Source organism: Fenollaria massiliensis (assembly GCF_023347705.1).
GTDB classification, from domain to species: domain Bacteria; phylum Bacillota; class Clostridia; order Tissierellales; family Peptoniphilaceae; genus Fenollaria; species Fenollaria massiliensis.
Map to the genome: position 1 here is coordinate 1,276,144 of NZ_CP096649.1, position 12,211 is coordinate 1,288,354.

Here is a 12,211-nt window from a genome sequence, read left to right on the forward strand (position 1 = left end):
CTATAGTCTATACGCTATAGATAAAAACGCTTTTACGCCATTCTCTATAGCCTCGTCATTAAATTCATACGCCTCGTCGTGAATGTCCTTATGATCCTCTCCCACACCAAGTAGGAAGAATAATTCTCTCGCCTTGCGCCTATAGTAGCCGAAGTCCTCACTGCTTCTGATTATCTCTTTTCTCTCTTCAAATGGAAGTCCATCCGCATCTATAGCTTTCGTAAAAGAATCATAAAGCTCTTCGTCGTTCACGACCGATAGAAACTCATCCGTACTATTTAATTCTACCACAAAACCCATCTCTTCTAAAGTGTTTTTATATTTATTTTCAAAAATATTTTTAAGTTTTGATAGGTCATCGTCCTTATATGCTCTCAAGGTTAAATCTAGCTCCAAATTTGCTGGCGACACGCCAAAATTTTCTCCGCCAAGCTTTACGCCAACAACGGTTATGAAAATGTTATCAGAAAATTTTTCGCCTTGAAGATTAAAATCTTTGTAAGCGTCTTTTTTAATAAATGGCTCTATATCTTTAATAATTTCGCTGCAAGCGTATATCGGATTTAGCGAATTTTCTGGTATAGACGCGTGCGACTGCCTTCCCAGTATATTTAATTTTAAGCCAAAGGACGATAAAAACAATAGTCCTTTCTTTGTAGATATAGTTCCCGTCTTGATTCCAGCGTAATTATGAAGGCCGTAAGCCTCAGTGATTTTGTATTTATCAAAAATCTCAAGAGCATCAAGCGCTCCATAACCAGTCTCTTCAGCCGCTTGAAATAAAAAATATACGTTCTTATCAAGCTTAGCCATATCCATTGAAAGTATAGTGCCAAGCATTATCGCCATGTGTCCATCGTGACCACAGCCGTGAAAGCGTGTCTTTTTGCTATTTACAATGCTATCCATATCACAACGCAAAACTATTGACTTTTTGTCCTCGCCCTTAAAATATCTATAGAGTAAATAAGATTTGTCCTCCACAAGCTCAAGACCATTGACATCTTTTAAATCATTTTTAATAAAAGCTCTAGTCTTATCCTCTTTAAAAGCCTCCTCGGGCATCTTGTGAAGCTCTTTTCTAAAACGAATAAACTTTTCTATATCCATTATCTATTTATAGACGCAGCCATAAGTTTAAATGTGTGTCTATCTCCTCTTAAAGTTCTTGAAAGTTCAAAAATATTCTCACAAATGGCAAGTCCGCCGTAACCAGAGTCGCCTATATGCTGAATGTCAGCGCCTAAAATTTTATTTCTAAGTGCAATGTCCCTAATGACTTCCTTTGGCGAACTTTCTTGCGAAGTGCCGATGGTAGTCATCACAAGAGCGCCGTTTTTGTGCGCAAGCTCTACGATAGCTCTTACGTCTTCATCGAAAACGCCTGGACATGTGCCAACAGCTGGTACAGAAAGTACATCAGCGCCGGCAATTAAAAAGCCTTCATAAACATCATGGTCAGCAATCTTTTCATCAACGCCCGATGAATGCATCTTGCCAGCAAAGATAAGTCCGTGGAAATATTTTTTCGCAAGTTTTATCGCCTCGTTAATACCTTCGTTGTCAACGCCAGTACCAGGGTTTCCAGTAAACATAACGAAGTCGAAGCCCATCTCATCAAGCTTTTTAATATTTTCTTCGCTCGCCTTTCTTCCCTCACTGATATTTTTCTTTTCACTAAACATATTCTTGTCTTGAACTGGTTCTAGATTTAAACCGATAGGTCTCTTAACAAGATTTTTTAGCTTTTTAATGATGTCGTCACCACTATAATCAAAGCCCTTGATTTTCTTTTCATTTACATCAAAGAAATTTAATAAAATTAGGTCAGCGCCAAAAGCCTTAGCAAGCTCAGACGATGTCACGCCATAAGTCGCAGGCTCTTGAACCACAACATTCTCAGACAAAACTATCCTCGCTTCACAAGACTTAATCGCTTGTTTCAATTCATCTTTATTTAAATTAATGATCTCGTCACCACTAAGATCAAAAAATCTCTTTAGCATATAATCACCTCTTATATATATGTACCCATTATGATAAAAAAATAGGTGAAGATTTCTCTCCACCTACAGTAATATTATCTATATTGCAACTTTTCTTTCTAAATATATAGTCTCTACATTATTTAATTTATTCATAATGTCTTTATCATGTGTAATCATTATAATTATCTTTCCTTTATCATGTAGATCAGATATAAGCCTTGAAATTGCTTCTTTATTCTCAAGGTCTAAGAAGTTTGTTGGCTCATCTATTATATACACACTCTTATCTGTTAATAGTGATAAATCAAATTGCGCCTTCTTTCTTTGTCCTGACGACATCTTAGATTTGTCCTCAAGCACGCCAAACTTTGATATCAAGTAATCTGCTGGTATATAAACTATGTCTGAGTATGAAAGGTCTTTTAATTCTTCACCGTTAATATATATCTTGCCCTTATATCTCTTGTTATAATTAAGTATTGCCTCGACTATAGTTGTCTTGCCAGTACCATTGTCCCCGCAGATTATATTGATATGTGATGCATCAAAGCAAGCGTTGACTTTTTCGTTCAAAATAGTATTATCTTTACTTAAACACTCAAAATCTTTTAACTCTATAATTTTTATCTTATCATCTTTATACTTAGCAGCTTCTATCTCTAAAAATTCAGCAAAGTTATTGATAGCTGGTTTATCACTTAAATACTCATTTCTTATATCAAATAGCTCTTGCACTGGTCCCCAAAACTGTGAAACGTACAGCTGTGAAGCAAAGAATGCACCTATACTTATACTGCCATTGAAAACAAAGTAGCCTGATAGTATGGTCATCATAAGTATAACGCCATTTAAAATAAAATATATCATCCAATTTTCAACTAAGGATTGTAATTTGAATTTTTTAAACAAAGTGTTCTTATACTTTTCTAAATAATCTTTAATATTAAATAGCTGCTTCTTATCTAAAAGCCTTTCAGACTTGTTTATCTCGTACTTGTCCAAGATGTAGCCATTGATATTTTGTGTGTTTTGAATATTTTCTTCAGAATAATCAGAAATTTTATCACCAAGCTTGTATGAAACGTAAGCACCTACTGGCACACTTATAAGCATGACAAAGGCAAGTGGCACCGATATAGTAAGCATAATCACAAAGATGAAGACCATCGTGATGAATTGAAAGACTACATTGACTGGCGTCTTGAATATGTATTTACTAACAGCATCAAGATTATGTGTGATCTCTTGATTTATCTTGTCACGGCTAATATTATTAGTTTTGAGATTGTATCTTAATAGATTATCATCAAGTTTTTCATATATGTTGATGGTCGAGCGAGTACTTGCCTCTCCCTCAATGATGTCAAAAAAGTACATAACTCCCTGTCCTGCCACAAACAAAATTATATTGTATATAGCGTATAAAATCATCTTGTCAAAGTCCTTCGCAACTGATGCATCTATAAATACACCAGATAGATATGGACTTAAAAGAAAAGTTATTTTATATAGTATATATATTATGATGTAGCTAAATAAATCTTTATTCGAAACATATTTTCTTAATTTCCACATAGTTTATCACCCCCAAGCCTATATATATGATATCATGAGCTTAAATAAAGTGCAATACCTTTATTTATTCAATAAAATAGGTGAAGATTTCTCTCCACCTATAATTAATTTATTAAGCACAAACTTCATTCATAAATATTACGCCATCGAACTTCTTTAGATATTCTTCGTCGTAATCGTGTGTAATGACAAGTCTTAGTACGCCTTCAAGGTTTGTAATTATCTTCTTTACTTCTCTTGCGTTGTCTGGATCAAGTCCTGTCGTTGGCTCATCTAGTATAAGTATCTTTGGTTTTCTAATCATGGCTCTGGCTATGGATATTCTTTCTTTTTCTCCGCCAGATGCTTGAAGCACATCAAGTGTACCCTCTTTTTCTTTCTTTGCTAAGCCTTCGAGATTTAATTTCTTAATTATCTCTTTGTATTCTTCGCTCTCTTCTTTTATAGAGCTGTCATACATTGTGATGTTATTAAATAAACTGTCTTTAAATATCATGGCTTCTTGTGGTACTACTGCGACGCTTTGGAACAAGGACTTTTCTGATATTTCGTTTAAGTCTTGTCCATATACTGTTACTTCTCCTTTGTATCCGTCAAGCTCTTTTGTCAATAGTCTTGCAAATGTTGATTTACCGCTACCGCTCTCGCCTATAACTGCATAAGAGCCTCCGTCAGCTAGTTCATATGAGAAGTTTTTAAATATATCTCTATCGCCAAAGGCAAAGCTAAAATTATTAACGCTTACTCCATCTTTCACTTTTCCTGCTTCTAATGCTAAGGCTCTTCCCTTTGGAAGCTCTTCGTTACTCTTAAGCATATTTAAGAATTTATCTCCAACACCTTTAGTCGATTTTATATTGTTATACGTCTCTATGGCATTTCCAACTGCGTCTGAAACTGATGTTATGAAGAACATTGACATAATTAGGTCACCTGTAGTAACTGTTCCTTTTAGTATTAATAAAGCACCTAAAGATAATATTACTAATTGGCTCAATAAACCTACTCCACGCATCGATTGATTAAAAATATTCATTTTTATATTTGACTCTTTTATTGTCGATAAGTTTTTACCTAAGACTCTTAGATATCGATTGATAAAAGTTTCTTCATTGCCTGATTGTTTTATAGGGTGTGAGCCAAAAACAATTTCTTTTATTCCGCCAAATTTTTCTTCATTTGACTTAGAAACTTCCATTTGTAGCGCTTGCAACTTTTTAGTAACAAACTTACTTATGAAGAATGGTAAAAGTGAAAATACTAAGCTAAGTGCACAGAAGTATGGACTTATAAGGAACAAAGCTACTAGGAAAACTATGGCTTGTATTACATAGCTTGCAAAATGGCTAAGAGTTAAAAAATAATCTCTTCTAAGTATGTTTAAGTCTTCGTTCATTAAATTTATGTAATAATCATTTGATTTCTTGTCATATATAGCTGTTGGCATTAAAAATACTGCTCTGCAATAATCTCTATTTAATGATAAAGCAACGTTATTTGAAAAATTGTTGCTTGAATTAAGCATAAGATAAGAAGTAAAAATCCATAGAACTATAAATAAAAGTGCATATAAAGAACTTTCTTTAATAATTTCAAAGTTTCCTACTCCTGCTGCGTCAACAACTTTACCCATATTTCTTGTTATAAAATAAAATGATATAGTGCTTAGTAGTGCAAATAAAATTGACAGGATCAAATATTTTAAATTTGCTTTAATGTACTTCTTCATAAATTACCTCCTAATAATAAACCTCTCTTCTTTAAAGTCATTATATCTATATTAACCCACCCAATATTATTTGTCAAGTTTATATAATTTATTTTCATGCTAAAGCAAAAAATGGAGCCTCATCATAAGGCTCCATCCATATACATAATACTAAATTTTATAAATTTTTATCCATTTGGAAAGTTAATTTTGAAGTGAACAAAGCTCTTGTTGCGTAATCTTGTAATTGTTTCTTTGTTTCTTCGATGAAGTAAGTTGCTGTCTTTTGGTTTTCTTCTGTCAAGTACTTCATAAGTTTTTTGTCGTCTAAGCCCTTTGCTCCTTTTTGAATTTCCATAACTCTTTGTCTACCATAGATTGCCATACGTTGTAAGAACTCATGTGTATCTCTATTGAATAACTTGTAGTGTTCTTCTGCGTAGTATGCGAAGACTTTTGCTAGCCAGTAAGCGTTATCGATGTCCATCTTTTCAGGAACTGTTCTGTATTCTTTTGGTGTGTCTTCTACGTAGTTAAAGAATGGTACGTATGGGTTGAATGCTGTTGTTCCGAATGATAACCAAGTTACTCCTCTAAGTTTTTCATCTAGGTCTGGATATACTTGTAAGATGTGTGAGTGAGCTGTTCTTGAAAGTGAGATGCATCTGAATCTCTTCTTTTCTTGCTCTGTTCCTTGCCAACCTATTGGGTCAAATTCAGTTTCATTATAGTGTGAACCTAAAACTTTAGCGCAGTCTTCTACTGAGATCTTTCTTGTAGCTTTCTTAATAAATGGTATGTCGCCGCAAGTTGGGCCCAAGTCGCATGAGGATAATAATTTATGTGCGTACCAAGCTCTTGGTGTATTATAAACTCTGTCTAGCTCTCTATATGTGCCGAAAACTTTTCTAAAGTTAAATCCTTCGAAGTCTGGATTTAAGTTATTTTCTTTAACAAATTCTTCCATACCTTCTGACCACATATAATTTTCTTTGTCATTAAAGTCTATTTGTTCGATGCATACGTGGTTTGGAGCAACTGCGTAGCAATCATCAGGTATCCTAACTGCTACCCAATGATGTCCTGTAGGTATCTCCATATACCAAGCTTCGTCTTTGTCAGCAAATAATATACCATTGCCTTCAGCTGAACCATATTTCTTGATAAGTTCACCTAAGAATTTAATTCCGTCACGAGCTGATTTTGCATATGGTGTAACTAAATCATTTATAGCGTCTTCTGCGATACCATCAAGTACTAGTGGGTCAAGAGCCAAAACTCTTTCGTTGCCGTATAAGCTTTCAGTCGAGCTAACTGCAACGCCTAGTTCGTTAAAACCTGCTTCAGCATATTGGCCTGGTTCGTTCTTGTCATCTGATGGGATAGCTGTATATCTCATTGCGCCCTTTGGCAATTTAACTTTAACCTTTGTGTTATCTGATTCATAAGTGCTTCCATTTGGTTTATCTTCATGAACCACAAATTTCTTTAAGTTTATAGCGTCATGATAATCTTCATTTCTCGCGATGATGATAGTTCCATCTATAGACGCTTTTTTACCAACTAATATAGTTGTACACTCTGTTTTTCTCATTAAATAACCTCCTTTATTTACACACATAGTTTTGCCTATATATTTATTATACATCTAAATATATTAATACGTCAAGCGAAATATCCCTTTATCTTGATAATTTTTTAAAATGACCTAGACGTAAAAAGAGTAGGCATAGATGCGCCTACTCTTGTAAATATCTTATATTGTACCTACTAGGTCCATGCCTGGTGTAAGTGTGTCTTCGCCTGGCATCCAGTTTGCTGGACAAACTTTGTCTCCGTGTTCGTTAACGAATTTTGAAGCTTCTACCTTTCTTAGTAATTCCTTAGGGCTTCTGCCTATACCCATGTCATGGATTTCATAAGCAGTGATAACACCGTCTGGATTGATTACGAAAGATCCTCTGTATGCTTGACCTTCTTCTTCGTTTAAAACTCCAAGCATTCTAGAAAGTTCAAATGCTCTGTCAGCAAGCATAACGTATTTAGCTTTTGAAACTGCTGGAGATGTTTTTTGCCATTCCATGTGAACAAATTCAGAGTCAGTTGAAACTGAATATACTTCGCAGCCAGCTTTCTTAAAGTTTTCATATTCTTCAGCAAGTGCTTCTAGTTCTGTTGGGCATACAAATGTAAAGTCTCCTGGGTAGAAGAAAAGTACGCTCCAGTGACCCTTTAGGTCTTCGTTTGTTACTTGAAAGAAGTCCTTACCAGCTTGAAATGCATTTACCTTAAATTCGTCTAATTTTTTACCTATTAAATTTGTCATTTTTACCTCCTTATTATAAGCTTTTTTCGCTCAGTTCATATATACCCAAAAGATATAAATAAATAACAAAAATATTATATCAACTTTATCCATTTTATGGTAAAATATATATAAGAATTTTAAGGAGGCGCATACAATGATTAATCTGAGTGATTACAAATATAAGTACTTAATTTTATATATATACGCCATATTTTTATTCATAACAGGCTTTGCCTATAATACACCCGATGAAATTTATGCCGGTTTAAAACTAATATCCGTCTCATCCGCATCGCTTGTGACAGACTATATGAAGCTTGCAAACATCGGCGCCGCCCTTGTCAATAGCTCCATCGTAACACTATTTTCAATCATGATGATGAATATTAGAAAGATAGATTTAAAAGGGATACATATAGCAGCAGTCTTCGTTGTATCAGGCTTCTCTTTGTTCGGTAAAAACCTATTCAACTCAGTACCGCTTATGTTTGGAGTCATGACATTTACAAGGCTATATAAGATAAAGGTCGAGGACAATATCGCAAATGCTCTATTCGTTACATCACTTGCCCCTATGGTGACAAACGTCTACCTCTTAGTCGGCGGAGCCTTTGGCGTTGTCTGCGCATTTTTCGCAGGTTTTTTAGTTGGCTTTATATTTACACCACTGCTAAAGCCATTCAAGGCATTTCATAAAGGCTTTAACCTTTACAATGGCGGCTTCACAGCGGGTATCATCGCTATGTTTTACTCAGGATTTTTAAAGACCATAAACATAAATCTCCCACAAAAAAGTATAGTCTTAAGCGGCTACAACGATAAATTCATGCCACTAATCATGCTAACATCAATACTTTTCATAGCCTTGGGACTTTGTGAACAAGATGCACTAATAAATTATTTTAAACTGCTTAAAAGAACTGGACCCATGCTTCAAAATTACGAGGCAGAATTTGGTAGCGGTGCTTGCCTAATAAACGCAGGCACACTAGGCATAGTATCAACACTTTATGTTCTACTTGTCGGCGGCGAGCTAAACGGGCCAATCATCGGAGGTATACTGACAATCATGGGCTTTGCCTTCATCGGTAAAGACATAAGAAACGCACTGCCAATATTTTTAGGCATATACGTTGCGAGCCTGATCAACGTCTACAACCCGCATGACACAGCACTTTTACTAGCAAGCCTTTTCGGCACAACACTTTGTCCAATCTCAAATTACTACGGTAGCTTCGCAGGCTTCTTGGCAGGTTTCTTGCACATGGCGCTTATAAACAACGTTGGCGGCCTTCATGCAGGACTGAACCTTTATAACAATGGCTTCTCCGGTGGCTTTATCGCCGCCTTCATGGTACCACTACTAGATACCTTTTATAAAAGGCCAAAGTATTTACAAGTAAAAAATAAAAAATAAATGAGAAGCATTAACTTGAATTAAATATAAATATGAAATATAATATTGTTAAGATAAATTTATTATGGAGATGATTTTATGATAGAACTAGCAGCCAAAAATTATAATATAGTAGAAGATTTAGAGGTCGCTAAGCCATTTTTAAAATGGGCTGGAGGAAAAAGCCAATTATTAAAAAATTTTAATTTATATTATCCAAAGTTTGATTTGAAACTAAAAAAATATGTTGAACCATTTGTAGGTGCTGGTGCCGTTTTATTCGATCTTCTTAATAAATTTACCTTTGAGGAAATATATATAAGTGATATGAATAAAGAGTTAATAAATACATACATTAACATACGTGATAATCCTAATCAGTTAATAGTTATTTTAAACAAACTTGAAATTGAGTACAAAAAACTAAATAATGAACACAGAAAAATATATTACCTGAACAAACGTGATGATTATAATAAATTAATTATTAACACAAATAAAAGTACAAATATAAAAAAGGCAGCCTTAATGATGTTTCTAAATAAGACTTGCTTTAATGGCCTCTACAGAGTTAATAGGAAAGGCATGTTTAATGTGCCTATAGGCTCTTATAAAAATCCAAAAATTTGTGATATTAAAAATATATTAGCTGTATCTAATAAATTAAAAAATGTAAAAATACATTGTGATGACTACAAAAAATCATATGACTTTATAGATGAAACTACATTTGTTTATTTAGATCCACCTTATAGACCACTTAATAAAACATCAAGTTTTACTTCCTATACTGAAAATGATTTTGATGATAAAAAACAAATTGAACTTGCTGAATTTGTAAATAAAATAAATAAGAAGGGCTGTAAATTTATGCTAAGTAATTCAGACCCAAAAAATATTGATCCAAAAGATAATTTTTTCGATGATCTATATAAAGACTATGATATTATTAGAATTGATGCAAGTAGAATGATTAATAGCAAAGCAAGCAACAGAGGGAGAATAAAAGAACTTTTAATAAAAAATTACTAAAGAGGTGTGTTATGGAAAAAAGAGATTTCAATAATTGGTTAAAAACATTTAAAAAAAGCATATCAGACTATTCTTATTATATTGACTTTGAAAAAGTATATAAAAATGTTGATAATATAAAAATACAACTTAATATATTAAATTCATTAATTGGTTCTAAAGATATAGAAAATGATTTTGAAAATTTAATAAAAACGTACCCAGAAGTTTTAAACTGTATTCCTATACTACTTGCAATAAGAAGCCATGAGATATACGCCATAGATAAAGATGGAGAATATGTTTATAATTTTAATAAAGCCAATCTATCAATTGAGCAATATAAAATATTTATGAGAAAAACGGGATTATTTAAACTTATTAGTAATCATTTAATAAGTAATCTATTAGATTATGTTACAGGCGTTGAAACAGGATTAGATTCTAACTCGCGAAAAAATAGAGGAGGACATCTCATGGAAAATCTTGTAGAATCTTATATAAAAAAAGCGGGATTTATTAAAGGTGAAAATTATTTCAAAGAAATGTATATTAGTGATATTTCAAAAAAATATAATCTTGACCTTTCCAACATATCTAATAAGGGCAAAAGTGAAAAGCGTTTTGACTTTGTTGTTAAGACAGAGTCTATGTTGTACGCTATAGAAACTAATTTTTATGCATCTAGTGGCTCAAAATTAAATGAAACAGCAAGAAGCTACAAAACATTAGCCTTAGAGTCAGCCCCAATAAATGGATTCTCTTTTGTATGGTTTACTGATGGTTTTGGCTGGAACAGTGCTAAAAATAATTTGGAAGAAACATTCGATGTAATGGATCATATATATAATATTAAAGATCTAGAAAGCGATATAATAAAAAAGGTATTTATATAGTTATGAAAAATAATATTTTTAAATATGATGTAAACTTAGTGCCACTAACAATTGAAAATAAAGAGCAAGATATTTTCAGAGATGAGCTCAATAACATACCATATCTATTATATAAAGTTGAAGATTTGTCAAATGGAAGCGTAATTGCAATAAATAAACCAGGCGGGAAAAAAATTATAGAAAGTTTTCGCAAAATGACTTGATGGTTTTTATATTTAATAAAGAAGAAAAAACCTTATGGTTAATTAGTCATGACGAAATTAGTGATGATATCCAAGAAAAATTTGAGTATAACGAAAAACAAGCAAAGTTACTCTTAGAAGCTCTTTATAATGTTTGCTGTGGTAATGAACCAGATAGAATTATTAAAAAATTAAAATTATATGATACCGTCGGACTGCCTGTAGAAACTTTATTAAAGGCGTATAAATGGATATGGGGCCAAGAAGATTGCAATTATCCAAAAGGAAAAGGAAGATGGCTTTCAATGGATGGTTTAATGAAAAAATTTAATTTGAGTTATGAGGATTTTAAATAATGACAAACACAAAGATTAAACAGTGGGAACCCGAAAATTTCGAACTACAAATGACAACACATTGGTCATTTCCGCAAAGAGGGAACTGGGCGACACACGATGCAAAATGGAGAGGCAATTGGTCGCCATATATACCAAGAAATATAATATTAAGGTACTCTAAGGAAGGCGACTTAATACTTGACCAGTTTGCTGGTGGTGGTACAACTCTTGTGGAAGCAAAACTTTTAAATCGCGATATAATAGGAGTCGATATAAATGAGCTTTCTATTGAAAGGTGTAAAGATAAAATTAACTTTGATTATGAAAAAGCTAAAGGAAGAGTGAGAATCGAAAAGGGTGATGCTAGAAACCTTAAATTTATTAATAATGAAAGCATAGACTTAATATGTACACATCCGCCATATGCTGATATAATTAAATATAGCGAAAATATAAATGGAGATTTATCATTATTAAAAACAAAAGATTTTTTAATAGAAATGGAAAAAGTAGCCGCTGAAAGTTATAGAGTGCTTAAGAAAAATAAATTTTGCGCCATACTTATGGGTGATACAAGAAAACAAGGAAATATGGTTCCTATGTCATTTGAAGTAATGAAGATTTTTCAAAATTGCGGATTCACTTTAAAAGAAATTGTTATTAAAGAGCAGCATAACTGTAGAGCAACAGGCTTTTGGAAAACAAATAGTATAAAATACAATTTCTTGCTAATAGCTCATGAATATTTGTTTATATTCAAAAAATAAAATTTACATGAAAAACAAAAATAAGCAGGTGTACTAAAATGT

At 33.0% G+C, this 12,211-nt stretch carries 12 protein-coding genes; 6 read left to right on the plus strand and 6 right to left on the minus strand.

The genetic code is table 11. The features are described from left to right. The 6 genes from M1R53_RS06305 to M1R53_RS06330 form a co-directional block, all read right to left on the minus strand. A complete protein-coding gene (locus M1R53_RS06305; RefSeq protein ID WP_249242399.1) occupies positions 1-1,110 on the minus strand; it encodes a M20 metallopeptidase family protein in 1,110 nt (369 codons plus the stop codon). After that, complete coding sequence (locus M1R53_RS06310; RefSeq protein ID WP_249242400.1) at positions 1,110-2,006, minus strand: DUF7916 family protein; 897 nt, start codon at positions 2,004-2,006, stop codon at positions 1,110-1,112. The genes M1R53_RS06305 and M1R53_RS06310 overlap by 1 nt, the downstream gene beginning before the upstream one ends. Before the next feature lie 78 nt (positions 2,007-2,084). After that, positions 2,085-3,563, minus strand: a complete 1,479-nt coding sequence (locus M1R53_RS06315) for an ABC transporter transmembrane domain-containing protein (protein WP_249242401.1) — start codon at positions 3,561-3,563, stop codon at positions 2,085-2,087. 112 nt (positions 3,564-3,675) lie between these two features. Further along, the gene (locus M1R53_RS06320) at positions 3,676-5,292 is read right to left on the minus strand and encodes an ATP-binding cassette domain-containing protein (RefSeq protein ID WP_249242402.1); all 1,617 of its coding nucleotides are present in this window, start codon (positions 5,290-5,292) and stop codon (positions 3,676-3,678) included. 157 nt (positions 5,293-5,449) lie between these two features. Next, positions 5,450-6,865, minus strand: a complete 1,416-nt coding sequence (locus tag M1R53_RS06325) for a C69 family dipeptidase (RefSeq protein WP_249242403.1) — start codon at positions 6,863-6,865, stop codon at positions 5,450-5,452. Between the two features lie 162 nt (positions 6,866-7,027). Next, positions 7,028-7,597, minus strand: a complete 570-nt coding sequence (locus M1R53_RS06330; RefSeq protein WP_019214074.1) for a redoxin domain-containing protein — start codon at positions 7,595-7,597, stop codon at positions 7,028-7,030. 136 nt (positions 7,598-7,733) lie between these two features. On the opposite strand from M1R53_RS06330, the gene M1R53_RS06335 reads away from it, so the two are divergent. The 6 genes from M1R53_RS06335 (at position 7,734) to M1R53_RS06360 (ending at position 12,169) form a co-directional block, all read left to right on the plus strand. Continuing rightward, positions 7,734-8,996, plus strand: a complete 1,263-nt coding sequence (locus M1R53_RS06335; protein WP_249242404.1) for a DUF1576 domain-containing protein — start codon at positions 7,734-7,736, stop codon at positions 8,994-8,996. A 78-nt stretch (positions 8,997-9,074) separates the two neighbouring features. Continuing rightward, positions 9,075-10,007 (plus strand): DNA adenine methylase, encoded by a 933-nt coding sequence (locus tag M1R53_RS06340; RefSeq protein WP_249242405.1) that lies wholly within the window; start codon positions 9,075-9,077, stop codon positions 10,005-10,007. An 11-nt stretch (positions 10,008-10,018) separates the two neighbouring features. Beyond that, entirely contained in the window at positions 10,019-10,882 is an 864-nt protein-coding gene (locus M1R53_RS06345; protein ID WP_249242406.1) for a type II restriction endonuclease, read from the plus strand. Between the two features lie 2 nt (positions 10,883-10,884). After that, positions 10,885-11,085, plus strand: coding sequence for a hypothetical protein (locus M1R53_RS06350; protein WP_249242407.1), 201 nt, complete (start codon positions 10,885-10,887; stop codon positions 11,083-11,085). Beyond that, on the plus strand, positions 11,085-11,420 hold the full coding sequence (locus M1R53_RS06355; RefSeq protein ID WP_249242408.1) for a hypothetical protein: 336 nt from the start codon (positions 11,085-11,087) through the stop codon (positions 11,418-11,420). Before M1R53_RS06350 ends, M1R53_RS06355 begins: the two co-directional genes overlap by 1 nt. Then, positions 11,420-12,169 carry a TRM11 family SAM-dependent methyltransferase gene (locus tag M1R53_RS06360; RefSeq protein ID WP_249242409.1) on the plus strand — a complete coding sequence of 250 codons (750 nt, stop codon included), beginning with the start codon at positions 11,420-11,422 and terminating at the stop codon, positions 12,167-12,169. Before M1R53_RS06355 ends, M1R53_RS06360 begins: the two co-directional genes overlap by 1 nt. The last annotated feature ends 42 nt before the right edge of the window (positions 12,170-12,211 follow it).

Coding starts and splice junctions, on each gene's coding strand:
- M1R53_RS06305 (WP_249242399.1), bottom strand. CDS start 1,110: ATGGATATAGAAAAGTTTATTCGTTTTAGAAAAGAGCTTCACAAGATG.
- M1R53_RS06310 (WP_249242400.1), bottom strand. CDS start 2,006: ATGCTAAAGAGATTTTTTGATCTTAGTGGTGACGAGATCATTAATTTA.
- M1R53_RS06315 (WP_249242401.1), bottom strand. CDS start 3,563: ATGTGGAAATTAAGAAAATATGTTTCGAATAAAGATTTATTTAGCTAC.
- M1R53_RS06320 (WP_249242402.1), bottom strand. CDS start 5,292: ATGAAGAAGTACATTAAAGCAAATTTAAAATATTTGATCCTGTCAATT.
- M1R53_RS06325 (WP_249242403.1), bottom strand. CDS start 6,865: ATGAGAAAAACAGAGTGTACAACTATATTAGTTGGTAAAAAAGCGTCT.
- M1R53_RS06330 (WP_019214074.1), bottom strand. CDS start 7,597: ATGACAAATTTAATAGGTAAAAAATTAGACGAATTTAAGGTAAATGCA.
- M1R53_RS06335 (WP_249242404.1), top strand. CDS start 7,734: ATGATTAATCTGAGTGATTACAAATATAAGTACTTAATTTTATATATA.
- M1R53_RS06340 (WP_249242405.1), top strand. CDS start 9,075: ATGATAGAACTAGCAGCCAAAAATTATAATATAGTAGAAGATTTAGAG.
- M1R53_RS06345 (WP_249242406.1), top strand. CDS start 10,019: ATGGAAAAAAGAGATTTCAATAATTGGTTAAAAACATTTAAAAAAAGC.
- M1R53_RS06350 (WP_249242407.1), top strand. CDS start 10,885: ATGAAAAATAATATTTTTAAATATGATGTAAACTTAGTGCCACTAACA.
- M1R53_RS06355 (WP_249242408.1), top strand. CDS start 11,085: ATGGTTTTTATATTTAATAAAGAAGAAAAAACCTTATGGTTAATTAGT.
- M1R53_RS06360 (WP_249242409.1), top strand. CDS start 11,420: ATGACAAACACAAAGATTAAACAGTGGGAACCCGAAAATTTCGAACTA.